The 25,439-nt window shown below is 43.8% G+C and carries 24 protein-coding genes; 12 read left to right on the top strand and 12 right to left on the bottom strand.

The window, feature by feature from the left end; genetic code table 11:
• Window positions 1-65: 65 nt before the first annotated feature.
• The 3 genes from ACFS5N_RS11770 to ACFS5N_RS11760 all read left to right on the top strand — a co-directional run bounded on the left by ACFS5N_RS11770 (window position 66) and on the right by ACFS5N_RS11760 (window position 2,297).
• Window positions 66-1,196, top strand: a complete 1,131-nt coding sequence (locus ACFS5N_RS11770) for a hypothetical protein (protein ID WP_377185595.1) — start codon at window positions 66-68, stop codon at window positions 1,194-1,196.
• A gap of 9 nt (window positions 1,197-1,205) precedes the next feature.
• Complete coding sequence (locus tag ACFS5N_RS11765; protein WP_377185593.1) at window positions 1,206-1,778, top strand: Crp/Fnr family transcriptional regulator; 573 nt, start codon at window positions 1,206-1,208, stop codon at window positions 1,776-1,778.
• 72 nt (window positions 1,779-1,850) lie between these two features.
• Window positions 1,851-2,297, top strand: a complete 447-nt coding sequence (locus ACFS5N_RS11760) for a carboxymuconolactone decarboxylase family protein (protein WP_377185591.1) — start codon at window positions 1,851-1,853, stop codon at window positions 2,295-2,297.
• Window positions 2,298-2,367: 70 nt separating this feature from the next.
• Here the strand turns inward: ACFS5N_RS11760 and ytxJ are convergent, their stop codons facing one another.
• The 3 genes from ytxJ to ACFS5N_RS11745 all read right to left on the bottom strand — a co-directional run bounded on the left by ytxJ (window position 2,368) and on the right by ACFS5N_RS11745 (window position 4,216).
• Window positions 2,368-2,697, bottom strand: coding sequence for a bacillithiol system redox-active protein YtxJ (ytxJ, locus tag ACFS5N_RS11755; RefSeq protein WP_377185589.1), 330 nt, complete (start codon window positions 2,695-2,697; stop codon window positions 2,368-2,370).
• Window positions 2,698-2,958: 261 nt separating this feature from the next.
• Window positions 2,959-3,453 carry a 6,7-dimethyl-8-ribityllumazine synthase gene (gene ribH, locus ACFS5N_RS11750; protein WP_377185587.1) on the bottom strand — a complete coding sequence of 165 codons (495 nt, stop codon included), beginning with the start codon at window positions 3,451-3,453 and terminating at the stop codon, window positions 2,959-2,961.
• An 85-nt stretch (window positions 3,454-3,538) separates the two neighbouring features.
• Complete coding sequence (locus ACFS5N_RS11745; protein WP_377185585.1) at window positions 3,539-4,216, bottom strand: tetratricopeptide repeat protein; 678 nt, start codon at window positions 4,214-4,216, stop codon at window positions 3,539-3,541.
• A 142-nt stretch (window positions 4,217-4,358) separates the two neighbouring features.
• On the opposite strand from ACFS5N_RS11745, the gene recF reads away from it, so the two are divergent.
• Both recF and ACFS5N_RS11735 read left to right on the top strand, forming a co-directional pair.
• Window positions 4,359-5,459, top strand: coding sequence for a DNA replication/repair protein RecF (recF, locus tag ACFS5N_RS11740; protein ID WP_377185583.1), 1,101 nt, complete (start codon window positions 4,359-4,361; stop codon window positions 5,457-5,459).
• Entirely contained in the window at window positions 5,452-5,742 is a 291-nt protein-coding gene (locus ACFS5N_RS11735; RefSeq protein WP_377185581.1) for a DUF721 domain-containing protein, read from the top strand. The genes recF and ACFS5N_RS11735 overlap by 8 nt, the downstream gene beginning before the upstream one ends.
• Here ACFS5N_RS11735 and ACFS5N_RS11730 read toward each other — a convergent pair.
• Both ACFS5N_RS11730 and ACFS5N_RS11725 read right to left on the bottom strand, forming a co-directional pair.
• The gene (locus ACFS5N_RS11730; protein WP_377185579.1) at window positions 5,729-5,926 is read right to left on the bottom strand and encodes a hypothetical protein; all 198 of its coding nucleotides are present in this window, start codon (window positions 5,924-5,926) and stop codon (window positions 5,729-5,731) included. The genes ACFS5N_RS11735 and ACFS5N_RS11730 overlap by 14 nt on opposite strands.
• 166 nt (window positions 5,927-6,092) lie before the next feature.
• Entirely contained in the window at window positions 6,093-6,512 is a 420-nt protein-coding gene (locus ACFS5N_RS11725) for a nucleoside-diphosphate kinase (RefSeq protein ID WP_377185577.1), read from the bottom strand.
• Between the two features lie 171 nt (window positions 6,513-6,683).
• Here ACFS5N_RS11725 and ACFS5N_RS11720 point away from each other — a divergent pair, with 171 nt between their 5' ends.
• From ACFS5N_RS11720 to ACFS5N_RS11710, 3 genes are read left to right on the top strand one after another with little or no spacing between them, the layout of a single operon-like run.
• A complete protein-coding gene (locus ACFS5N_RS11720) occupies window positions 6,684-7,694 on the top strand; it encodes a DHH family phosphoesterase (RefSeq protein WP_377185575.1) in 1,011 nt (336 codons plus the stop codon).
• 6 nt (window positions 7,695-7,700) lie between these two features.
• Window positions 7,701-8,672: an FKBP-type peptidyl-prolyl cis-trans isomerase gene (locus ACFS5N_RS11715; protein ID WP_377185573.1), complete on the top strand. Its 972-nt coding sequence runs from the start codon at window positions 7,701-7,703 to the stop codon at window positions 8,670-8,672.
• Between the two features lie 57 nt (window positions 8,673-8,729).
• A complete protein-coding gene (locus ACFS5N_RS11710; protein ID WP_377185571.1) occupies window positions 8,730-9,713 on the top strand; it encodes an FKBP-type peptidyl-prolyl cis-trans isomerase in 984 nt (327 codons plus the stop codon).
• A gap of 73 nt (window positions 9,714-9,786) precedes the next feature.
• On the opposite strand, the gene ACFS5N_RS11705 is transcribed toward ACFS5N_RS11710, so the two are convergent.
• Both ACFS5N_RS11705 and ACFS5N_RS11700 read right to left on the bottom strand, forming a co-directional pair.
• Window positions 9,787-10,152, bottom strand: a complete 366-nt coding sequence (locus ACFS5N_RS11705) for a response regulator (RefSeq protein ID WP_377185569.1) — start codon at window positions 10,150-10,152, stop codon at window positions 9,787-9,789.
• Between the two features lie 121 nt (window positions 10,153-10,273).
• Complete coding sequence (locus tag ACFS5N_RS11700; RefSeq protein ID WP_377185566.1) at window positions 10,274-10,675, bottom strand: OsmC family protein; 402 nt, start codon at window positions 10,673-10,675, stop codon at window positions 10,274-10,276.
• Window positions 10,676-10,828: 153 nt separating this feature from the next.
• On the opposite strand from ACFS5N_RS11700, the gene lipA reads away from it, so the two are divergent.
• From lipA to ACFS5N_RS11685, 3 genes are read left to right on the top strand one after another with little or no spacing between them, the layout of a single operon-like run.
• Window positions 10,829-11,707, top strand: a complete 879-nt coding sequence (lipA, locus tag ACFS5N_RS11695; protein ID WP_377185563.1) for a lipoyl synthase — start codon at window positions 10,829-10,831, stop codon at window positions 11,705-11,707.
• A gap of 26 nt (window positions 11,708-11,733) precedes the next feature.
• Window positions 11,734-12,282: an RNA polymerase sigma factor gene (locus tag ACFS5N_RS11690; protein ID WP_377185560.1), complete on the top strand. Its 549-nt coding sequence runs from the start codon at window positions 11,734-11,736 to the stop codon at window positions 12,280-12,282.
• Window positions 12,283-12,290: 8 nt separating this feature from the next.
• Window positions 12,291-13,115: an anti-sigma factor gene (locus tag ACFS5N_RS11685; protein ID WP_377185558.1), complete on the top strand. Its 825-nt coding sequence runs from the start codon at window positions 12,291-12,293 to the stop codon at window positions 13,113-13,115.
• Window positions 13,116-13,268: 153 nt separating this feature from the next.
• On the opposite strand, the gene ACFS5N_RS11680 is transcribed toward ACFS5N_RS11685, so the two are convergent.
• Window positions 13,269-14,774, bottom strand: coding sequence for an NAD(P)H-hydrate dehydratase (locus ACFS5N_RS11680; RefSeq protein ID WP_377185556.1), 1,506 nt, complete (start codon window positions 14,772-14,774; stop codon window positions 13,269-13,271).
• A gap of 111 nt (window positions 14,775-14,885) precedes the next feature.
• Here ACFS5N_RS11680 and ACFS5N_RS11675 point away from each other — a divergent pair, with 111 nt between their 5' ends.
• Window positions 14,886-17,297, top strand: a complete 2,412-nt coding sequence (locus ACFS5N_RS11675; protein WP_377185553.1) for a prolyl oligopeptidase family serine peptidase — start codon at window positions 14,886-14,888, stop codon at window positions 17,295-17,297.
• 50 nt (window positions 17,298-17,347) lie between these two features.
• On the opposite strand, the gene ACFS5N_RS11670 is transcribed toward ACFS5N_RS11675, so the two are convergent.
• The 4 genes from ACFS5N_RS11670 to ACFS5N_RS11655 are packed head-to-tail and all read right to left on the bottom strand — an operon-like array spanning window position 17,348 to window position 25,191.
• On the bottom strand, window positions 17,348-18,769 hold the full coding sequence (locus ACFS5N_RS11670; protein WP_377185551.1) for a rubredoxin: 1,422 nt from the start codon (window positions 18,767-18,769) through the stop codon (window positions 17,348-17,350).
• Complete coding sequence (locus ACFS5N_RS11665) at window positions 18,766-22,287, bottom strand: molybdopterin-dependent oxidoreductase (protein WP_377185548.1); 3,522 nt, start codon at window positions 22,285-22,287, stop codon at window positions 18,766-18,768. The genes ACFS5N_RS11670 and ACFS5N_RS11665 overlap by 4 nt, the downstream gene beginning before the upstream one ends.
• A 56-nt stretch (window positions 22,288-22,343) precedes the next feature.
• Window positions 22,344-23,636, bottom strand: coding sequence for a NarK family nitrate/nitrite MFS transporter (locus ACFS5N_RS11660; protein ID WP_377185546.1), 1,293 nt, complete (start codon window positions 23,634-23,636; stop codon window positions 22,344-22,346).
• Window positions 23,637-23,649: 13 nt separating this feature from the next.
• Window positions 23,650-25,191 (bottom strand): alginate export family protein, encoded by a 1,542-nt coding sequence (locus ACFS5N_RS11655; RefSeq protein WP_377185544.1) that lies wholly within the window; start codon window positions 25,189-25,191, stop codon window positions 23,650-23,652.
• Between the last annotated feature and the right edge of the window lie 248 nt (window positions 25,192-25,439).

Raw genomic sequence — 25,439 nt, 5'->3', positions numbered from 1 at the left:
ATACCGCAAGTTGTAAATTTGCGTTATTGCCCTGATTGTTTTAAAGCAACCATAAGACACGTTAGATGAAGAAAAGTTACCCCAAAAACTATTATAAATTTTTAACATTTTTAATTGCTTGCTTTTTTGCAGCATCCTGTAAAAAGGATGCTCAAGTTGCGCCTAACAATGTTAATCCAGGTAGCACTACCAATTATGCTACTTTGGGATTGTATGAACAGATAAGCAGCACTAGTGGCGCCCGACGTATATTTATTGCATGCCCTCAATTGGGTGATGTGGTCACTAAAAACTATGGGCTGATATTTGACACCGGTTCAACCGGATTGACTATTGACGCTACTGACATTATTCCGGCCTCAATGATTACTGACAACGGCTTTCAGTTTACCGGAGACACCACCGTAGTAAGCGGTATAACCATTACTTCGCAAAAGATAGTTTTAAGCTATGGCGGTGTTGACGGGGCAATATCAGAGTACGGAAATCTGGCTTATGCTAAAGTAACGCTTGGCGACGGCCACGGGAACATTGTGACGCCACGCATACCTTTCTTTTTGTATTATAAAGTGGTTAATTTAACTACAGGAGCAAAATTAGCGTCCCACTCGGCCGACGTGTTTGGTGTAGGGCCGGGTGTTAGTGGTTCCAGCGCGCCTAGTCGCCTTATATCCAGTCCGCTTAGTTATTTTAGTTTGAATAGTGGCCAAACCAATGGATTTAGATTATCTGTACTGAATAGTAATAATTTTTTAAGCAGCGCTACTTATACTGATGCTTTACTACACATCGGGCTTACTTCTAACGACTTAAATTCATCTGGGTTTATTATGCACCCGCTTAGCTATAACGCAATAACCGGATATTCACCTAATATTCCATCAACGATAACTTATAACGGCAAAACAGTGTCAGGTACTATTTTATTTGATACCGGCACACCGGTTACTACCATTATTGAGGATCCATCGGCAGCCAGCAATTCAGCAGCATTGCCCACTAACAGCTCGGTGTCTATATCTACCTCGCAAGGGTTCAACTATAACTACACAACTACATCAAACTTCAACCTCACGCAGATTGAGAACCCGTCGTATACCAAAGATAACCGGACCGTGTTTAGTATCGATTTCTTTTTATCTAACGAATACCTGCTTGATTATGCCAACCATCGTATCGGTTTAAAAAATAACTAAGGTAAATTTATGTACAGTGTGCTGCTTGACCATATCCGCAGGTATATAACCTTAAATGATGATGAAGCTGCATTGATTTGTTCAAAACTGAAAATTACACCCGTTAAAAAGAAAGACTTCCTGTTATCGGCCGGGAAGGTGTGCCGGGCAAATTATTTTGTGAGCACAGGGCTGCTACGTTTATACTTCATTAATAAAAAAGAGCAGGAACAAATTACCCAGTTTGCTTTGCAGGGCTGGTGGATAACCGATTATGACAGTTTTGATAGTCAAAAAGCCTCGCGTTTTTATATACAGGCTGTTGAAGACACTGAGGTAATTGCCTGGAGTGCCGAGGTGCAGGAAGAGTTGATAAAAGATATTCCGCAGCTTGAACGGTATTTCCGTTTGGTATTACAGCGGGCTTACGCCGCCACACAGCGCCGCATTGAGTATATTTATTCTTACACCGACGAGGAACGTTATCGGCATTTTAGTAAACTGTTTCCAGAATTTTTGCAGCGCGTACCCCAATACATGCTGGCCTCATATCTGGGCTTTACTCCGCAATTTTTGAGCAAAATAAGAGCTAAGAAGGATTGATTTTCTTAATCTCGATTAACTTTTTCAATAGTGTTTACTGCCGACCTTTGGCTTATCAAAACACAAAATATCATGAACAAAAGAGTAAATATTTTGCAACTGGAGCCGGAAAGCTACAAAGCAATGTCAGGTCTTGAACAATATGTGACTAATAGCGGTATTGATAAGTTACATTATGAGCTGATCAAGCTTCGCGCATCGCAAATCAATGGGTGTGCCTATTGCCTTGATATGCATAGCCGCGACGCCCGAAAACTGGGCGAAACCGAGCAGCGTATTTATGTATTAAGCGCCTGGCGTGAAACTGACTTTTTCACACCCGAAGAACAGGCTATTCTCACGCTTACAGAAGAAGTGACTAATATTTCACATGGCGGGGTTTCAGATCAGACCTACCAGCAAGCCGCTGCATTTTTTGACGAGCATTACCTGGCCAAGATCATTATGGCGATAACTGTTATAAATGCATGGAACCGTATTGCTATCAGTACCCATATGAAACCTAAGAAGGTTGAGTAACGCTTCTTACCATTCAGAGCATAGCAAAGCGGCCGGCGCAATTGCGCCGGCCGCTTTGCTATATTTTTAATTAATTAATTTCTACCAAGGTGTCCTCGACAGATATCTCGCCGTGCGACTGGTCAAGTATGCATTCGCCGTCTTTGATCAACAGTAATTGCGGCGATTCATGATGTATATGGAATACTTCTGCTACCTGATTGGATAAATCGCGATATTGAATCAGGTCCAGAAAATAAAGTGGCATTTCTTTTGGCAGATCCTCCCAATCAAGCTCAAACCGGCGTTTGGCCATCATGCTGATTGAGCAACGGGTGCTGTGTTTGAAGATCAGGCTGTAGCCCGGCTTTTGTTTAAGTTCGTTAAGTTGTTGTGCCGATGTTAATTGTATCCACGTCATATATTACAAAGATAAAACCGGTTAACGGTTATTAGGTAATTACAACGTCAAACAATGATTTGTTTTGAGGATAGATGATTGAATTTTGTTAAAAAATGCAACCGGTTGATTATCTGCGGGCTCTTGGGGGATAAGAAGCATAAGCAGGACAAAGCCTGTTAGCGCATGAAGACAGCATGCTTCCTAGTGTTATTGCCAGCAACGTTATATATACAATCTTTCTCATACCCTAATATCTATAATATAACTCTTATACGCAAGTTAAGCTTCTAAAGTTTTAGCCAGTTCGGCCATTTTTATTGCTGTAAACGCAGCTTCATCACCTTTATTGCCATGCTTACCGCCGGCACGGTCAATAGCTTGCTGCTGATTATCGGTAGTTAATACACCAAAAATAACAGGTTTTGAGTATTTGACAGAGACATTGCTTATGCCGTTGGCTACCGCATTACAAATGAAATCAAAATGTCTTGTTTCTCCCTGTATAACGCAGCCCAGGCAAATAACTGCATCAAAACGACCGGTCTTTAGCAAAATATCAGCCCCCGATGTAAGCTCAAAGCTACCAGGAACGGGGTAGGTCTCAATATTACCGGCCGCTGCCCCGTTTGCAATTAAGCTGTTATAGGCCCCCTGGTACAAAGCATTGGTAATTTCGGCGTTCCATTCGGCTACCACAATACCGAAGCGGTAAGGCGCTGCCGAAGGAATCTCGCTTCCAGAAAAATCTGATAAATTTTTTAGATGTGTAGCCATTTGGAAGATTGGAGTTTAAAGATTAAAGATTAGAAAACACCAGTCGGTTATTCTAATCTTCAATCATTAATCTTTAGTAACTAGCTTACAGCTTCGCTTCTACGCGTGCAATGTACTCGTCAATATTTTGTGCTTCGGCGCTGTTAGGGTAATCAGTTTTGATAGATTTATAAGCGTCGACAGCAGATTTGTTATCGTTTTGAGCTTCGTAAACTAAACCTAATTTTTTCAGATATATCGGCGATAAGAAGCCGTTGCCTGCTTTGTCAGAAGCTTTTTTGAAATATGAAGCAGCATTGCTATAGTCTTTCAGTTCTACATAAGCATCGCCTGCATCGCCGAACGCTTCGGCAGCAACCATCACGTCATCGCCATGATAGTTGTTAAGGCTCTCTATCGCTTTGCGGTACTCACCTTTATTTAAATAAGCTACACCTAAGTAAAAAGATGCCAGGTTAGCAGCTTTGGTATTACTAAATTCCGAAACGATTTTTTCGAAACCAGGATAGCCGGCGTCACCTTTAATGGCTTTATCCCAATCTTTTGAAGCCCAGAATTGCTGAGCTACATACATTTGGTCGGCAGCTTTTTCTTCTCTTGGAGCTAAATATAATTTTTGGTAAAGCACATATACCAATATCATGGCCACTATAGCTGAACCTATAAATATCAGGCTTTTTTGATTCTCGCGTGTAAATTTACCCACCTGCGCAAAATTATCTGTATTGGCATGCGCTGTTGTATTCTCCTGGTTTTTCGACATTTCTATTCTAAATTAAAGTTTGCAAAACTACATTTTTTAAAAAGTTTTAGCAATAACATTTTTTTATAATAAGCCGACATTTTTTTAAATCAGCTATTGACGGTTAAAGCATAGGCTTTAATTACTAAATTTGAACTCGCTTATGTATTTAGAACGCCTGTCTGTAATTAACTTCAAGAACTATCAAGAGGCCGAACTCGTCCTTAGTGAGGGCGTGAATGCATTTTTGGGCAACAACGGCGCCGGCAAAACCAATTTACTGGATGCAATACACTACCTGTCGCTTTGTAAAAGTTATTTTAATCCCATTGATAGTCAGCAGATAAAACAAGGCGAAGATTTCTTCATTATTACCGGACAGTTTAACAAAAACGGAAATAATGAAGCGGTGGCATGCTCGGTGAAGCGTAACCAGAAGAAACAATTCAAGCGGAATAAAAAAGACTATCAGCGCCTGGCCGATCATATTGGCCTGTTGCCATTGGTAATGGTTTCGCCTTACGATATAAGTATTATCATTGACGGTAGTGAAGAGCGCCGCCGGTTTATTGACAACGTGATCTCACAAACCGATAATCAATACCTTGATGAACTGATTGCTTATAATAAAGTACTGGCCCAGCGAAACGCCTTTTTGAAGCAAATCGCCGATACCGGCAGGTATGACCCGGGATTACTTGAGGTGATTGACGATCAGCTGGCAGCATCTGGCAACCGTATTTTTGAAAAGCGCCGCGCTTTTATGGAGGTTTTTACGCCCATATTTAACAGGCACTATCAGTTTTTGAGCGATAACGCTGAGCATGTGGAGTTGCTGTATGAGTCGCAATTACTGAGCGAAGGCTTTGAAAATTTGCTTAAAAAAACGGTAGAGAAAGATAGGGCATTAGAGCGTACTACAATGGGCATTCATCGCGATGAGCTTCAATTTGCAGTTCATGGTATGCCAATGAAAAAATTCGGTTCGCAGGGGCAGCAAAAATCTTTCCTGATCGCGCTAAAGCTGGCCCAATACAGTTTCCTTGATCAACAAAAAGGGTTTAAGCCACTATTATTATTAGACGATATCTTTGATAAACTTGATGATAACCGTGTAACCAAATTGATGGAAATGGTATCAAACAATGATTTTGGCCAGGTATTTATCACCGATACCAGTGACGTGCGCGTACGTAATATTTTTGACGGGATGCAGGTACCTATCCGTATATTTAAAGTAAAGGGAGGCGAAATAAATGCGTAAAGCCAACGACAAATCTATCAAAGAAGCCATTGAGCAAATGATGCAGGTTTATAAGATTAAACGAAAGTTTGATGAGACCGCTATAATAGCGCACTGGCCTAATATAGTAGGCAAAGCCGTAGCCAGCCGAACCAAGGAGATCTTTGTATTGGACAAGAAATTATTCTTGCGTATTGAATCATCCGTAATAAAAAATGAGTTGATGATGATCCGTGATCAGATTATAGATCGTATCAATACAGAAGCAAATACTTTATTAATTCAGGAAGTTATCTTTCTCTAGCCCATCGCATAGTTGGCCTTTTATAAAGGTCATCGCGAATAATGGAATAAGCCAGCAAAGTTATACCCGGGGTCAGAAATGCCAGCTGCACCTCTGGCGGGTGGTGAATAAAAAACAAGGTATGAACCAGCACCACTACGCCCACAACGAGCACATACAGAAGTATTCTTAGGATCGGCTTCATAATGTCTAAGTTTAATGTTACTGTTAAATGGCAACTATCGGGCCACATATGATAACATTAGGATGTAAATGTAACAAAGAAACTATCAGATAACAAAAAAAGTTTCTAAAAAGCCCGCTAAAAACGAAACCTTTAGAAACTTTTTACGTAGAACTGAAGTTTTTATTTAAATGCGTTCAAAAGCAGAGAAAAAGAAATTTCCTTCGATTTCTGCATTTTCATCAGAGTCTGAGCCGTGAATAGCGTTTGCATCGATTGATTTCGCGAACAGATTACGTATAGTTCCAGGTTCAGCTTTAGTAGGATCGGTAGCGCCAATAAGCTTGCGAAAATCATCAATCGCATTGTCTTTCTCAAGTATTGCAGCTACAATGGGGCCTGAAGACATAAACGCAACCAGGTCATTATAAAAACCACGCTCTTTGTGAACAGCGTAAAATTCGCCCGCTTTTTCTGCACTTAAAGAAGTCTGTTTTAAAGCAATTATTTTAAAGCCGCTTTTAGTAATTTTATCTAAAATTGCACCGATGTGTCCGTTGGCAACGGCATCGGGTTTAATCATTGTAAAAGTTCTGTTACTTGCCATTTGTGTTGTTGATTTGGGGTTACAGCCGCAATAAAGCAGCCAAAAAATTACCCGTTTTGTAAAATATTTTGCAAAAGTAGGGTTTTAGCGCCACACCCTAAAGCTTTTTTAATTTAATTGTTAAGCTGTTACATTTATTTACATAGCTTTGCAACTCTTTTTTAAAAATAGATGTTGGATACAGCTGCGCTTAAAGACCTATTAGCCCACCCCAAGAAAATAGTAATCACCACGCACCATAAACCGGATGGCGATGCTATGGGTTCATCTTTAGGCTTATATAATTACCTGATACAGCAAGGGCACCACACCACGGTGATCACCCCGACCGACTATCCCGACTTTTTAAGCTGGATGCCGGGCAACCCCGAGGTAATTATATACAATGAAAAAACAGAACAAGCTGATGTTTTAATTGAAGATGCCGACATTGTATTTTGTCTTGACTTTAATAACCTGAGCCGCATTAATGAAATGGGCGAAAAGGTGCGCAAGTCTAAATCATATAAGATTATGATCGATCATCACCTCGAACCTGAGGATTTTGATGATTTTCGTCACTGGGATATTAATGCCTGTGCGGCCGCGCAGTTGGTTTACAGCTTTATTGTTGATGTTTTAGATAACAAAAAACTCATTAATAAAGATGTGGCCACTTGTCTGTATACAGGTATTATGACTGATTCAGGCTCATTCAGATTGCCAAATACAACCTCGGCAGTACATCGTGTAGTAGCCGACCTTATTGATGCCGGGGCTGTTAACTACCGCATACATGAGCTGGTTTACAATAGCGCATCTGAGAATCGCCTGCGTTTTTTGGGCCACTGCCTGCTAAACTGCCTTGAGGTATTGCCTGAGTTTAATACGGCAATTATTGTAGTAAGCAAACAAGATTTAGAAAAATATCACGTTAATACCGGCGATACTGAAGGCGTTGTGAACTATGCCTTGTCAATGGCAAGCATACGCCTGGCAGCCTTTATAGTTGAGCGTAAAGACCAGGTTAAACTTTCGTTACGATCAAAAGGCGATTTTCCTGCAAATGAGATTTGTAAATTGTATTTTAGCGGCGGCGGCCATAGAAATGCTGCCGGCGGACAATCTACTGCAAGTTTGCAAGATGTTGTAAATCAATTTAAAACAATTTTACCCGAATACAAAAAACTGTTAATTCAATAATTTAAAATGAAAAAAAATCTGATGTATTTAGCCCTTGCCACCATTGGGCTGGCAAGTTGTAATGGCGGATATAAGCAAGGAGATGGTGGTTTCTTATACAACTTTTACACCAGCAACTCCGGAACCAAAATAAAAACCGGCGACTTTTTGCTGGCTAACCTGATCATTAAAAACGATGCAGATTCTGTATTGATGAGCACTTACGATCAAGGTCGCCCAAGCCCGCTTGTTTTACCGAAATCTACTTACAAAGGCGACATTTTTGACGCGCTTACACTGTTTGCTGAAGGAGACAGCGCTTCAGTAAAATTACCTGCTGACAGTGTGTTTAAAAGAGGAGCTAAACCACCGGGCTTTAAAGGTAAATACTTAAACTATACCATTAAAGTGGTTAAAGTAATTCCTAAAGGTAAAATGACCGATCAGGAGTTCAACGAGGCGATCAATACGTATATGAAAGCGCAACTTGAAACTGAAAAAAATGCTGAACCAGCTAAAATCAAAAAATACATTGATGCCAGCGGTCAGAAATTCAATAAAACCGACTCAGGTTTGTACTATGTAATCACTAAACCAGGTGCAGGTGCAAATGTTGCTGTTGGCGATACTGCGGTTATCAATTACGTTGGTAAATTGCTTAACGGCAAGGTGTTTGATACCAGCATTAAAGCTGAAGGTATTAAAGCAAAATTAGGTAGCCTGGATCAGCGTCCGTTTACACCAATTCGTGTGGCTATCGGCCAGCACAAGGTTATCGCCGGCTGGGATCAAGGCATACAATTGTTAAATAAAGGCGCAAAGGCAACTATACTTGTGCCGTCTAGCTTGGGCTATGGCGCAGCAGGCGCAGGCCCTATCGCTCCTTTTACACCGGTTATTTTTGATCTTGAAGTGGTTGACATTGTTCATCCAAGAGCAGGTTCAGTAGTTCCGCCGCCACCAGCTGCAGCTCCTGCAGTTAGCTTCGGGAAAAAATAATTATAAAATAAAATTTATACAGCCTCTCTTTTTTACAAAAAGGGAGGCTTTTTAGTTATGAAAAGATATCTTTTAATTTTGTTGGCAGTAGCATTTGGCCTTAATGCCAATGCGCAGGCCGATTTTCAACGTACCGCAAAGGGTACAACTTATAAACTACTTAACCATAATGCCGGCGACCGCATCAGGGTGGGCGATATTGTAACCTTTAACGTAATTCAAAAAACCGATAAAGACTCGGTTCTTTACAGTAGTTATGCGGCTAACAAACCGGCTATGATTAAGGTTGAAGAAACCGGCGACATGATGGACATATTCCCGATGCTGACCTTACACGACAGCGTATTGGTGAAGGTACCTACCGACACTATCTTCAAAAATCAGGAAGCCTCACGTCCTCCTTTTTTCCCTAAAGGCAGTAGTTTATTGATTGTGTTGCATATTGAAAAAGTACAACCATTTGAAAGCTTCATGGCCGAGCGTAAGGCAGCTGAAGAGCGCCTCGCCACAGACGAAGTGGAGCGCGCCAACAAATACATCGCCGACAAAAAATTAAACCTGACCACCACAGCTTCAGGGTTAAAATATAAAGTCACCCAGGCGGGCACTAAACCCAAACCGGTTATAGGCGATACCGTGTACGTAAACTATGTTGGCCGTAACCTGGATGGTAAAATATTTGACAGTAGCTATGAAGCCATTGCTAAAGGCGCAGGTTTACAACAGCCGGGCCGCACTTATGAACCAATTAGCTTTACTTTAGGTACTGAAGGCATTATTCCGGGATGGCAAGAAGCTATTTTGCTTTTAAATGTCGGCAGCAAGGCAACGTTGGTTATTCCGTCAAAACTGGCTTATGGCGCAAATGGAGCCGGAGCCGACATACCTCCATACAGCACGTTGGTGTTTGATATTGAGTTAGTAAAAGCTGTGCATCCTAAAGGAGCAGCGTCAGCTAAAAAGCCAGCGACCAAAAAAATAGTCAAAAGGGCAACCACAACCGCAAAGAAGTCGGTCGGTAACTCCAGGAAGAAGCAATAAGTTAAAGGATTTTCAACAAGATGTTTAAGCGCCCTCGTGTTTGCGACGGGCGTTTTTTATGCAGTATTTTTTATTACGCCACCGAGCTGATCACACGCTCCAATTCGTCCAGATCGAACGGTTTCGCCAGGTAAGTTTCTGCACCGGCGTGATCGGCCAGCAATTGAATATCGCTGTTTGCCGAGAAATAAATAACAGGAATACGCTTCAGTCTTTCGTCTTTTTTCAGCGTTTGCGTGGCTATTATACCACCGCCGTCAGGTATCCAGTTATCCATTAATATTACATCAGGCATTATACCCGAAACACGTTCGGCTATTAAGTTGCAATCCGTAAAGGTATGTACCTCCCAGCCTTTCTCTTCTAAAATGTAATTGCAGATAGAGAGTATATCCTCGTCATCGTCAAATACAATGATTTTCCGTTTGCTGTCACTCATTATATAGTTGGTTCAAAAATAATTATTGGCGCGAAGCTATGTATAAACAGTAATCCCCCACAAAATGTTTTATTGAAAAACAATAAAAGCTTAACCCTTTCTTAATCTAACGATGAGACAACTACCAGCCAAAGTTTACCGTCTTGATCACGTCCGGATGTAAGCTTACCGCGACTGGGCAGCCTAATGCAGCTTTGGTTAGTATTTCCTGTTCTTTTTCAGCGTATGTTTTCGGGAACTTGAAGTTGATCACCACTTCGGCCACACGGCGCGGATTAGCAGCCATTATCTTAGTTACCTCGGCTTCCGTACCGTCCATGTTAATGGCATGAATACCGGCAGCTATGCCCATGGTAGTCAGCATGCACCCTGCTAATGACTCAGCCAGCAGATCGGTTGGCGAAAAGGCTTCGCCTTTACCTTTATTGTCGGTAGGCGCATCAGTAATAATTTTTGTCCCAGATTGTAAATGTGTCGCCTCGGTGCGCAAACCGCCCAGATAAGTGGTATGTATAGTTGCCATAATGCCTTCTAGCCCCCTACGGAGGAATTTTAAGTTAAATGAGTAACAAATTTAAAATCTTTCATTAACTTACTTGTATCAATTAACTGTAATATCTTTCTCAAAACTGTCAGCCTTTTTTGGGTTAGGCCGTTTTTACTTACTTTTGTTGTTATGATTGAATTGCCGGTAGTACCTGTTGAGCAGAAACCACGCAAGCCAGACTGGTTGAGAGTGAAGCTTCCTGTTGGAAAAGAGTATGCGCATGTGCGTAGTTTGGTTGATACGCATAAGCTTCACACTATTTGTGAGAGCGGCAATTGCCCTAATATGGGCGAGTGCTGGGGTGCAGGTACGGCCACCTTTATGATATTAGGTAACATCTGTACCCGCTCGTGCTCGTTCTGTGCGGTAGCAACCGGCAGGCCATTGGCTGTTGATACTGATGAGCCAAATCGTGTAGCTAATTCGGTTAAGCTAATGCAGGTAAAGCATTGCGTAATCACATCTGTTGACCGGGATGATTTGAAAGACGGGGGCTCAACCATTTGGGCCGAAACTATCAATGCTATTCGCAGGGAAAGCCCCGAAACAACTTTAGAAACTTTGCTGCCCGATTTTAGAGGCCAGTGGGATAACCTGGCCCGTGTGCTGGAAACCCGCCCGGAGGTTGTATCACATAACCTGGAAACCGTGCGCCGACTCACCCGCGAAGTACGCATACAGGCTAAGTACGACCGTAGCCTGGAAGCGTTGAAACATGTTTCAGAAGCCGGCTTGCGCACCAAGTCAGGTATTATGCTGGGTTTAGGTGAGAAAGAAGAAGATGTTTTGGAAGCTATGGACGATTTATTGTCGGCAGGGGTACACATCCTTACATTAGGGCAATATTTACAGCCAACTCGCAATCATCACCCGGTAGTTGATTGGATACATCCGGATCAGTTTGCTTTTTACAAACAAATTGGGTTAGAAAAGGGTTTTAGGTATGTTGAAAGCGGACCACTTGTTCGTTCTTCTTATCATGCTGAAAAACACCTGTTTGAAATTTGACATTTCCTTTTTATCTTCACCCACTAGTGAGTAAGAAAAAACTGACCCTTTCTGAAGACGAGCTGATTCTTGCATTAAGAAATCGCGAGAAAACGGCTATCGAGGCATTGTACGATATGTATTCGGCCTCACTTTTCGGTGTTATTTCGCGCATCGTAAACGACCAGGCAACTGCCGAAGATGTTCTGCAAGAAACCTTCGTAAAGATATGGCACTCTTTTTCGAGCTATAGTGCAGATAAAGGCCGCTTGTTTACCTGGATGGTGAATATAGCGCGAAACTTATCGATAGATAAATTAAGATCGAAAGATTTTAGGAACCACAGCAAAAACCAAGAGCTCGAAAATAACGTAACTTCCGTAGACGAACAAAGGAACACTGTTTACAAACCTGAGCTGGTGGGTATAAAAGAGCTCGTGCAAACCCTAAAGCCCGAACAAAAGTCTATCCTCGATTTGGTTTATTTTAAAGGTTACACGCATGTGGAAGCAGCTGACGAACTCGGCATTCCGCTGGGGACGATCAAAACCAGGTTACGAATGGCTATAATGGAACTCAGGAAGTATTTTAATTGAGCCGAAAAGTGGAAGACATCAAACAATTTATTGAATCGGGCATACTTGAACTTTATGTTTTAGGTGACGTATCGGCTGCCGAACGACGGGAGGTTGAGGCCATGATTCAAAAATATCCGGCGGTGAGGGCTGAAGTTGAGGAGATTGAGCGTGCGCTGGAGTCTTACGCAATGGATAACGCCATCGAGCCATCTGAAAAACAAAGAGCAAAAGTATTAAACAGTTTGGTGGTTAATCTTGCAGATGATAGAATTTTCACCAAAAAAGAAACCGTTACTGAGCCAACCGTTATTAGCATGAGGCCACCGGCCACTAATAATTTTTATAAATATGCCTTTGCCGCCAGCATAACGCTGTTTATAGCAAGCCTGGTGGTTATTTATAGCCTAAACAGTAAATTACAGGAAAAAACTCAGCAATTAATAGCGGCTAATGTGCAAAATCAACACATAGCGAAAACTGTAAATTACATGAATGAACAACTGGGGGTATTCAGAGACACCAGTTTTAAAATATTGCACCTAAAAGGCACTAAAAATCTACCGGACGGTAATATGGTAGTGGCCTGGAGTTCGGCCAAGAAAAAAGTCATGATCGATCTCAAGTCGTTGAATATGCCTGTTAACGACAAAGCCCATCAATACCAGCTGTGGGCATTGGTAGGCGGCAAACCTGTCGACTTAGGCGTATTCGATAAAGTTGAAGGCGATAGTTTGACGATGAAAGAAATGAAACCGATAGCTTTAGCTCAGGCCTTTGCCGTAACCCGTGAGCCAAGGGGTGGCAGCGTTAACCCAACCATGAGCGAGATGATGGTAATTGGTCAGTTTTAACAACAGATTTCAAAAATTTCTGATAAAAATCACTTAAGCTGTAACGAACAGCTATATGACGACGTCTTATAAGTACAAAATTAGAGTATTTGTTCTTTATAAGATCAGTTAATAAGTAGGAAAAACGGACGTATAATACTTGCGGCCGTTTTTTTATGCCATCAACTTTGCCATAGTTAAAGGCAGCTGCTGTGCCAGCCGGCCGGGCATGATCACATTCATCCGGTTGGGCATCGCAAGCTCATCGCCGGCTTTGCCGTGAATATAAACCCCAATAATACAAGCATCTGCCGGCGAATATTTTTGCGCTACCAATGCAGTCACAATGCCCGTTAAAACATCGCCCATGCCGCCTGTTGCCATCGCGGGGTTGCTGGTTGAGTTAAAATAAGCCTTTCCGTCAGGCGTCGCTACAATGGTATAGTCGTTTTTAAGTATGATGTTGATATTGCGCTTTTGTGCGTTTTCAAGAGCGCTTTGCAGTCGCTGCCACCAGTTGGCATGATCACCGAATAAACGGTCGAACTCTTTCATGTGCGGGGTGATAATACTGCCCGGGGGCACGCTATCCCAAAGGGTTGGATTAGCTGCTAGCAGGTTCAAGGCATCGGCATCAATTACCACCGGTTTTTTAAAATCCTCTAAAACTTCAGTTAGTAATTTCAACGCGTCATCATCCTTTCCCAAACCGGGGCCTATCCCTATGGTGTCAAACTTATCCCAGTCAATATTTGGTAGTTCATTTTCTTTACGAACAATAGCCATCACTTCGGGCTGATAAGTATTTAAAGCTGTTAGCCCACTTTCGGGTACACAAGCAGTAGTGAGGCCCGCCCCTGCATAGGCGCAGCCCGCCGAGCTTAATAAGGCAGCCCCCATGGTTTTAGCCTGCCCAGCGATGATAAGCGCGTGCCCATAAGTGCCCTTATTACTAAAGCGATGTCGGGGTTTTAACAATTTACGGATATCTTTCTCTTCCAGAAACTGATAAGGTGATTGCAGCGATTGTATAAACGCTTCATCCAACCCAATATTTACGGCTTCCCAGCACTTAATATGCGGCGCCGATTCTGGCAGCAGAAAATTGATTTTGGGCTGTTGAAAAGTGATGGCCAAATCTGCATGCATAACAGTTGCATTCGCAGGGATTTCGCCGTCGATGTAAAAACCGGTTGGTACGTCAACAGCTACTACCGTTTTATGCAGCTCATTGATAAAGTCAGCAAGGCGTTTATAATCGCCGGCCAAAGGTTTGTTAATACCGCTACCCAGCACGGCGTCTACAATAATATCAGCTTCTTCTGTCGGGAAGGGAGCGTCGGGTTTCAAGTCCCGTAAGTCAAGCCCCATATTCATAACACGGCTCAGGTTCACCTCAAAGTCGGGCGTCGCCTTTTCTGAGAAACGGACTACTTTAACATTGATGTTCAAATACTTGTGGTTATACAGCATACGGGCAATAGCCAGGCCGTCGCCGCCATTGTTGCCCGTGCCGCAATAAACAGCTATTTGCTGACTCCTATCCGGAAAATGATTCACAAACCAACCCACAAAAGCCTTTGAGGCCCGTTCCATCAAATTTAAAGAACTAATGGGTTCGTTAGCTATGGTATAAGCATCCGCTTCGCGAATTTGAGGGGCAGTGATTAGTGGCAGCATAGTTTATAAATTTAAGGTTTCAGCGTTTTGTTTTACAATAGTTTTTTTGACGATTTTACAGTAGCTGAATATTGCAGGCAAACAGTTAAATTGCGTTTACAATTCAGCAACATGAAACGCCTTTTAACTGCTCTCCTTATCCCGATCTGCACCGCAACGTACGCTCAGCAACTGGGAACCCTCAGTGTCGAAAAAATAATGCGCGACCCGAAATGGATAGGAGTAGCGCCCTCCAACTTCCGCTGGAGCGATGACAACAGGAAACTGTATTTTAATTGGAATCCTGACAATACTGATCGCGATGAGTTATTTGCCATTACCCCCTCCAATATCAAACCGGCAAAGGTAAGTATTGACGAGCAGCGTGCCTTTATCCCCGAAAATGGCGACTGGAATAAAAGCCGAACCACCAAACTGTATGAAAAGAATGGCGACCTGTTTATGCTGGATCTTAAAACCGGTAAAACTCGCAGGCTTACCAGCACCACAGAACGCGAAAGCAACCCCGCGTTCAACATCGACGGAAGCAAGGTAATCTTCACCAGGTCTGAAAATCTATATTCTTTAAATTTAAATACCGGCGAGTTAGTTCAGATCACCAATTTTACACATTCGGCCGCTAACGCGGCTATGGCGCAGTCAGGCGCTGGCCGTCGCAGCGGCGGCGCAAGAACCAGCCGCGAACCAATGCTCTCAGGCAACGAGCAGGACCGATGGTTAAAGGCTGAACAATTGGAGTTGTTTGATATCATTAAAGTAAGGGACAAAGACCGTAAGCTCGATTCAATCGAAAATAAAGAATTTGAATATAAAGGGTTAAAAGAAATTGGTTTAGGCGATCAGTTACTTAGCAGTGTTACACTTAGCCCGGATGGCCGTTTTGTAACTTATACATTGGTGAAATTAGCTACAGATGCCAAGCGCGTAAACGTACCAAACTACGTAACAGCCTCTGGCTATACCGAAGATATCCCCAACCGTACTAAAGTAGGTGCGGCGCAGAACAGTTACGAAGCTTATGTTTTTGATACCCGAAAAGATTCAGTTTACCGCATATCCACGGCTGGTATACCGGGCATTAAAGATATTCCCGCTTATTTTAAAGATTACCCCAAAGAGCTTGAACAATTTACCAAACGTAATGAAGACCGTAAACTAAATATTCGTGGCGTGCAATGGAGCCCGGATGGCAAGTATGCGGTGATGATGATCACAGCACAGGACAACAAAGACCGCTGGATCATGAAATTAGACCCAGCCACCGGCGGTCTGTCGCCGCTTGACCGGGAGCATAATGATGCCTGGGTTGGCGGCCCGGGGGCCTATGAGTTGGGCTGGCTTGATAATACCCATATCTATTTTGAAAGCGAAGATTCAGGTTATGCACATATTTATACCGCAGATGTAACCAACGGCAAAAAAAAGCAAATAACCAATGGCAAATGGGAGGTGCAGACCTTGCAGCTATCAAACGATAAAAAGACTTTTTACTTTACCGCCAACATTGAGCATCCAGGGATTACGCATTTTTACCGTATGCCGGTTACGGGCGGCGAACCGGTTAAGCTGACTACTATGAAAGGCACCAACGCCGTAACGCTATCGCCCGATGAAAAATGGCTGGCTATTGATTATGCATACACTAATAAACCGCATGAGCTTTACATCCAGGACAATAAACCGGGAGCCAAACCGGTGCAGGTAACTAATTCATTAACCGACGAATTCAAATCATACCGATGGCGCGACCCGCAGATGGTGACCTTCAAAAACCGCTATGGCAGTGATGTGTATGCACATTTGTATCTGCCTGCAAAGATAGACCCCGCCAAGCCGGCCGTTATTTTTGTACATGGCGCGGGCTATCTGCAAAATGTAACCTACGGCTGGAGCGATCATTATTTCCGCGAATACATGTTTAATAATATGCTGGCAGACAATGGTTATACTGTATTAGACATTGATTATTCAGGCAGTGCAGGCTACGGACGTGATTGGCGCACCGCCATTTACCGCCATATGGGCGGCAAAGACCTGACCGACCAGGTTGATGGCGTGAAAATGCTGGTTGATAAGTATGGCGTTAATCCTAAGCATGTAGGTATGTACGGCGGCTCATACGGTGGTTTTATGACTCTGATGGCCATGTTTACTGAGCCTGATGTTTTCGCTGCAGGTGCGGCTATCCGCTCGGTTACAGATTGGGCGCATTACAACCATGGCTATACATCTGATATTTTGAACGAGCCATTTACCGACGAGAAAGCATATCGGGCCAGCTCGCCCATTTATTTTGCTGACGGATTGAAAGGCAACTTGCTGATGCTGCATGGTATGATAGATCAAAATGTGAACTACCAGGATATCGTTCGTCTTAGCCAAAAGCTGATAGAGCTGCATAAAGAAAACTGGTCGCTGGCTTCATATCCGGTAGAGGATCATGGTTTTGTACAGCCCAGCAGTTGGACAGATGAGTATAAGCGGATTTACAAGCTATTTGAAGAAAACTTAAAAGGCAAATAGCCGCTATTAGTCGCTGTGTTGAAGTAAATTGAAAATAAGATAAAGATAGCTTAACCCATCACTAAACTAAACTCAGACATTGGCGCCTCGCAAACCGGGCAGCTATAATCTGCCAGCGATGTAAACGCTGTTCCTTTTTCAATGCCCTGAGCTGGGTCGCCGTACGCTTTGTCATAGCGGCTTAAGCAGCAATTACATTGATACAAGGTTGGGCGCTCCTGTTCGGCTGGCGCGTCGGGAAAGTTTATAACAGGAAGGGAATTGCTTTGCGCATCGTAAAAAGCATGGCATAACGCTATAAGGTGCTTACTCAAATCGCGCGGCCTTACTTGCTGGCGATATAAAACTTCATCCTTCAGGTTCGGGTTAAAATCGCGGGTATGTAAGATATCATACAAGCCGGCAGCGTGCTTGCGTAAAACAATCGAGCCTTGCAAGCCAGTCTTCGGCTGCGTTTTTATCGCGAAGCAAAGCTGATAGGTGCGCAAGTCGGCCTCTTCAAACTGACGGACCAACTGTTGTTTAAGCTCCAATCCCTCAGGGCAAATATCCTCGATCTGCCAGTTCAACTCATTGGCCGCATGGCGTACGTTTAAATGATATTTGCTTAGGATTAAACCCCACTGTGCGCGATCTGCCTGCTCAATGCCTTTAATAATGATAGACTTCCAGGGGGTGGTATAAATTTGCCCGATGCGGGTTTTAAGACAAAGCAAGCAGGCTTCCTTCAAAAAATCTAACGGAAATAATTCATTGCGCCGATAAATGCCCAGCCAATATTTGTTGCCGTATTTATTAAAACCCTCATAATACGGCAGGTAAAAATCGGGCAGTTTCAGTGTCTCGGTAATGGGTCTGAAAGCCAGACTTACACCTTTAGTCAACGTTTTATAAAACAAATTCGCGTCAATATCTGGCCGACCGTAATATAGCTGCCTCTGCTTCAAAATAATATCCTCAATAGCCTGCGCCAATACCGGGATATCTTCCGAATAAACCAATTCAGGCAAACAATACAATTGATCGGTCTTTGGAAACCGAACATAGGTGTACCAATAATTATTAGTAGCTGATGCTATGAAGTTGATATTTCCACTAAAAAAAGAAACCAAAGTCTGATTGCTGTCTACCAGGTTCACTTTTAGCGTCGGCTGGTGATCAAAGGCATCAAAAATATCTTTATAAACACCCTCGCGCAGCCAGCCGTCCGTATGGTTAAAAATGCTGTCGGCAACGTAACTGCTAATGATGTTTGGATACTGTTCGTCGTCAATCTCAAAGTTAATCTCCGTTTTCAGCATTTCCAGTTCCAGATCTTCTAACCTGTCGGCATCTATCTCGAAATATAGTTGTTGCCGGTTGCCAAAGCGAATAGCGACCGCGCTTACACTCTCTGCTATGAGCAATATCTCATACAAGTCGCCGGCGGAAATAAAACCGCCGGGAAGATTAACTTTGATCAGTTGTTTCATGCGCTTTTGGCTTCAGTTAGGGCGGCCAATGTTTCTTCTAAAATACGTTTCACCTCCGGGCGGCATGATCCGCAGCCCATGCCTGCACCGCTTTTGCTGCATAGCTCGGGCAGGGTATCGCAGCCGTCAGTAATTTTTTGGCGGATGTTTTCGCTGCCTACATTATTACAGCTACATACCAGTTTGCCTAATACCGGGTCGGGCTTATTGCCGCTGCGCAGCAATTGTAGGCGCTTTTCGCTCAACTCTGTTTGATTGGCAATCAAGTCTCGGTATTCCAAAAATTCATTCTTGTCGCCAATCAATATGGCGCCGACTAATCTATCCTGGGTGATAATACATTTTTTATAGTAACGCTTGGCCTTGTCAGTAAAAACAACCTCCTCATAATTATTATCATCAGGGCATTCAGACAAACCAATGCTGCACAAATCAAACCCATGAATCTTGATGATATTCATAAACAAGCTGCCTTTATAATAGGCCGCGATGTCGCCATTCATATAAGTAGCTACTACGTGCGCTTGTTGCTCGGCAGCGGCGGTAATTCCGTAAAGTGTGCCGTTAAATTCGGCTATCTCGCCAATGGCATAAATGTTCGGGTCGCTGGTTTGCAGGCGCTCGTTTACGATGACACCACGGCGGCATTCCAGTCCGCATTCCTTGGCCAGCTCATGGTTCGGCGTAGTGCCAATGGCCAGGATCATGGCGTCACAATTAATTTTGCGACCGCTTTTTAAACCGATGCCGGTCAGTTTCGACCGGCCATAAAACAGTTGTATCTCATCGTCATAATAAATATCACAACCCTGATCAACCATTTCCTCATGCAAAAGCTGGCTGCCCAATGCATCCAGTTGGCGGTTCAGGAATCTTGATGTACGCTGGATGATAGTTACCCTCTTACCTATTTCACGCAGCGAGGCTGCCATCTCCAGGCCCAATAAGCCACCACCCACAATTACTACATGGCCATCTGCCGGGATATGCTTTTTAAAGGCATCGGCATCATTGCGGTTACGCATAGTGAAAATACCCGGTAGCGAGGGCACGTGTTTGGGAACCGCCGCCCTGCTTCCCGTGGCAATCAACAAAACATCGTAAGGCGTTTTCACACCCCGCGAATCCGTTACATATTTATTAAAGCGGTCTATCTTTTCGACCCATACGCCGCGCAATAGCCTAATTTTATATTCAGGTTCTTCCTCGTCAGTCATTTTAACCAGTTGCTCCCAAGCCTGTTCGCCACTAATGTAGTCGGGCAGCATAACGCGGTTGTAGAAGGGGTAATTCTCTTTACTAAAGATGGTGATCTCATCGTCTTGGTTCAGCTCGCGGTATGATTTTACAAAACCGTAGGCCCCTGCCCCCGCGCCGATAACCACAATACGTTGAAAAGGCTTTTTAAACTTAGCAACTTGTACGGCACAATATTTAAAGTCGGGCTCTTTGGATATCGGGTCCACCAAATCGCTGGTTACATTATTGGCACGGTTCAAATCGCTGCCCAGAATCTTACCCCAGTGCATGGGCAAAAAGATCACGCCTTTTTTTATTTGTGCCGATATTTTGGCCTTAACTTGCACCGATCCGCGTCGCGAGGTAATAACGGTAACGTCGCCTTCTTTAATTTTTAATCGTTCCGCATCCGCGGGATGTATCTCGACAAAAGCTTCAGCATAATGCTGGTTGAGTTTGTTCACCTTGCCGGTTTTGCTCATGGTATGCCATTGGTCGCGAATACGACCTGTGGTCAAGATAAACGGATAGTCGCCATTCGGCTGTTCGCTGGTCAGCGCATCGGGTACGGCGTGTATACGGGCTTTTTGCGTCGGAGTATAAAATTTCCGGTCGGTAAACAAACGCGGCGTACCGCCAGGTGCGCTTTTCTTTTTATAAGGCCATTGCACCGTTTTGCGCTCCTTCAGTATCTCGTAACTTAATCCGCTGATGTCAATATTAGTCTTTGCGGTAAGCTTGGCGTGCTCTGCGTAAATGGCGGCGTTATCCTTAAAATCAAAGCCCTTATAGCCCATTTTACGCGCAAACCGACAAATGATCTCCGCATCGGGCAAAGCCTCGCCAGGAGCATCCAAAACCTTGTTCAGGTAACTAATTCTGCGCTCAGAATTGGTCATGGTGCCTTCCTTTTCGGCCCAGGCAGCGGCAGGTAATATCACATCGGCATATTCCAAGCATTGTGATTTGTTGGTAATCTCCTGCACCACCACAAATTTGGCTTTCTTCAACGCCTCCTCTACCAGCCGTACATTCGGCATACTGGTAAGCGGATTGGTACACATGATCCAGATAGCTTTTAACTTGCCATCATTCAGCGCCGCAAACATTTCTGTTGCTGATAAGCCCGGTTTTGGATTAATAGTCGTCCCGCCCCAAAACTTTTGTACTTCTTCGCGATGTACCGGATTACTCAGATCGCGGTGCGCAGGCAGCAAGTTAGCTAATCCACCCACCTCGCGGCCGCCCATAGCATTCGGTTGTCCGGTCAACGACAACGGGCCTGAACCCGGCTTACCAATGTGCCCGGTAATCAAATTCAGATTAATGAGGCTCAGGTTTTTGTTGACACCGATGGCGCTCTGGTTAAGCCCCATTGTCCACATCGAAATAAAACCTTTGGCCTCGCCTATATATTTTGCCGCCAGCATGATATCAGCTTCGCTTACACCACAAATGCGGGCGGCTTCATTAACCGTCTTTTCAAAAACCAATTTGCTGTACGCCTCAAAGCCCTCGGCATGGTTGGTTACAAAATCCAGGTCGATATCGCCATTCTCGATCAAAACACGACCGATAGCATGGTTCAACGTGATATCAGTACCCGGATTAATTTGAAGGTGCAAATCAGCAACGCTTACGGTATCCGTAGCGCGCGGATCGACCACTATAATTTTAACATTAGGGTTTGCGGCTTTGTGGGCCTCTACACGTCGCCATAAAATAGGATGGCACCAGGCCGGGTTGGCGCCGGTGACAAAAAAAAGATCGGCCAGCTCAATGTCCTCATAACAAAGCGGAACAGAATCCTCGCCTAAAGCGAGTTTATAAGCAGCTACAGCGCTGCTCATGCACAAGCGCGAGTTGGTATCGATATTATTACTGCCGATAAACCCTTTGAGGAGTTTATTCACGACATAATATTCCTCAGTCAGGCATTGCCCTGAGGCATAAAAAGCTACCGAGTCGGGGCCGTATTTATTAATGAAAGTTTTGAAGACCGCAGCGGTACGATTCAATGCTTCATCCCAACTCACACGCTGCATCGGCATGCTTTTGTTGTACCGCATCTGCGGATATAACAGGCGGTCGCTTTTGTCATTAACTGTATGGTGCAGGTTAAGACCTTTACTGCACAGCGCGCCCTTGTTTACAGGGTGATCTTTGTTACCCTGCAGGCTTACCGTGCCGTTTTTTTCTTTATTTAAAAGCACACCGCACCCAACCCCGCAGTAACAACAGGTGGTGCTTAATTGAGTATCGGTGTGCTTTCTTGGCATTTGTTTTATTCTTTGTTATTTAAACGATGTCCTTTCGACCAACGGGTTTTATTACTTTATACTGCTCCCGCTAATTTGCTATCAATAGCCGCCTCTTCGGTCGGTTGTTTTTGAAAGCGGGTAATTAATACAATCACAGAAACTGCAATAACTGTGTACCCGATGTAAGTAAATGCCTCTACATAAGTGATGGTTGACGACTTAAACAGGAAACCAAACAGCATGCCGCCCAGGTTACCACCTGCGCCAACAATACCGCTTACCAAACCCACATTTTTAGTATTGACGAAAGGCACAATACCATAAGTAGCACCGTTTGACATTTTCAGAAACAGCGCGAATGTCAGCATGCAGACAATAGCCATAACTAATGAACCGGCTTGTGCAAATAATATCAGGCCCGCGCCTTCCAGTAGCAGCACCCCGGCCAGTAAGAATCCCTTACCACGCATACCGAATTTTTTGCCCACTTTGTCAGAAGCAATACCGCCCAAAGCGCGGGCAAACAGGTTCATAAAGCCGAAGATGCCTGCCCAGAAACCGGCAGCGCTTTGCGTTAAATGGAAGGTATCTACAAAATGAAGAGAAGCGACATTATCAAAAGTTAGCTCCATACCAAAACACATGGCATAGGCCAACATGAGCGCCCAGATGCGCCAGTCGGCCAGTACGCTCCAGTCGGTTTTAGCGCCGGCTGTTTTTTTATGGCCTATTTCATCGTAATTGCCCTCCGGAGTATCTTTAGTGAATTTGTAGTACAGTAACGCAATAATCAGCATCATCACACCCGGTACGATCATGGCATAGCGCCAGGCTTCAGCTTTAGTGTAACCGAAGCCAACAATGGCTGCAAATATCAATGGCATTACCATGTTAGTTACGCCGCCGCCCAGGTTGCCCCAGCCACCGGTTACTGCGTTAGCGGTACCTTTAATATTAGGCGCAAACATCATGGAAGTATGAAATTGGGTTATCACAAACGAGGCTCCGATGATCCCTATCGCCAGGCGGAAAAGGATAAATGTGGTATAATCGTGCGCCAGGCCTACCAAAAACACAGGGATAGCGCCAACTAATAATAAGCGCACAGCGGTAATACGCGGGCCCCAGGTATCGCAAAGTTTACCTATTAACAAGCGGGCAATGATGGTAGCGGTTACCGATGCAATGATAGTATTACCTACCTGTGCTTTAGTTAAATGCAGCTCGGCGCGGATAGTTGGCATGAGCGGGGCCAAACCAAACCATCCGAAGAAACAAACAAAGAACATTAACCAGGTGATGTGAAAAGTGCGCATCTGCACGCCTTTCAACGAGAATATATTAAGTTTGGTGAGTTGATTTTTCATGATTTTGAAGATGTTATTTGTTCAAAAAATCAGGTTTGATATTTAGTTGCAGGTACGCCCAAAGCGGATGCAGCGAGGTAGTGTTGGGGGCAATGCCTTTTGCATATTCCATACTACGTGTGGCGGCCATATAACATATACCCAGGTCGACCATGGTAACTTTGCTCAGTTTATAGCTATTCGTGAGATCAAACTCGGTACCTATATACTTGTCAATAGTAGCGCCGGCTGTATTTTTCTGGTTGTTTTGCAGCATAAAATAATGCCCCGCCAGCTCGCTGCTAAAGCGAGTGTTGGCAGTTGTGTATTTAAATTTCAGGTAAGGGTCTGTCAAACCACCGGCAGGCGATCCGCTCGAAGCATAAAAGAAATCCATCAGTCCCCAAAACTTATGTGGTGTGCCATATAAAGGGTCGAAACGATGGTTAACGGTTGAGTTAGATGTAGCGTCTTTACCTGACAATACGTCCAGCCCTGCAGTGTATGCCCAGTTAATATCTTTATAAGCGACGGATGCGGTATAGGTATAGGCACTCAGTTTAGCGCCGTCGCGATCATGTCCACCCTGGTAGTAGTAGCCGGCAGTTGCCGCCCATTGGTTTTTATCACCAAAAACAGGGTTAACCAATAGGCCTGTAGTAATGCGTGTGTTTACACCTGTTTGATTATAACGACGGCCATATAAATAGCCGATATCAGTACCTGAGGTGTTTTTAACAGAGTCGATAATATATTTACCGAACTCGTCAGAAAGAAACAGACCTGATATTCTGGTTTTGCCAAACTTTCTAGCCGCATATAAATATTGCAATGACTTGTAATCGGCGGTGAGCCCGTTAGTGCCCGGTGGATTCAGGAATGATGGTGAGCCATTTTTGGCGCTTACACCTGAAGCATTTAATAATGGTATATATCCTGCAGGGGTATTCATTAAATTACCTTTACTGTCTTTGACAGTGGCGGGTACGTTGGCCGGTGTATAGAATGTGCCATTGTAACCAATAGCATCGGTGTTTTGGTTAAAGGCTGCGCCGAGGTCAACCTGCCAGCCTTGCTGTATCAGTTTGAAAACTATAGCGTCGTGGCGGCGGGCCTGTGTTATCCAGTCGGTCGCACCTAACAGGCGCTCGTCGTCGTATGATATTTCCTGGCGACCAACCTTAATTGCAAAGTAGTCAAATGGGGATACCTTGAAGCCCGTATCTTTTTTGTTAGACAGAACGATCTCTGCCCAAGCTTCGTGAACAGCTATTTTAGCGCCGTCTGCGGGGCTAATAGTTGAAGCATCCTGGCCCCATAACCTTACATCCTGAATGGAAGTTTGAAAAATAAGTCGGCTCGATTTGTAGTTGAAGTTGAGCCGCGTTCGCTGCCCGATAATGGCAGCGGCTTTTGCGCCAATGGGTTCTAAGGTGCCGTAGCCGTCCCGCAGTTCGCCCCGGGTACGTAGTTGCCCGGTTAATGAAAGCTGTGCATTTGCATTTTTTGTAAAAAAGCATGACGTGCACAATAGAATTACCGCAACAATGCGCAGATTTAATTCCTTTTTGTACATTTGAGTTGGTTTTTTTTGTTAAAGCGATTAAAACTGTCTGGCCTTGCCTGGGAATGCGACCTCCCGGCAAGGTTTTTTTATTTTACTACTGTCTGTTTCTCTCCATATTTACTTTTTTAAAAGTTTGCGACCTTTTTATTTGTAAATATATCTTATTTAATGTAAAAATTGAAGTTATACAGATATTTATATTGATTTTTATGATTTAATTAATCAATTATTTAATTTTTTAATAAAGTTTTAATTGA

The sequence above is a fragment of the Mucilaginibacter ximonensis genome (assembly GCF_042686265.1).
Taxonomy (GTDB): domain Bacteria; phylum Bacteroidota; class Bacteroidia; order Sphingobacteriales; family Sphingobacteriaceae; genus Mucilaginibacter; species Mucilaginibacter ximonensis.
The sequence above is the reverse complement of the archived record's forward strand: the minus strand, read 5'-3'. Positions and strand labels throughout refer to the sequence as shown.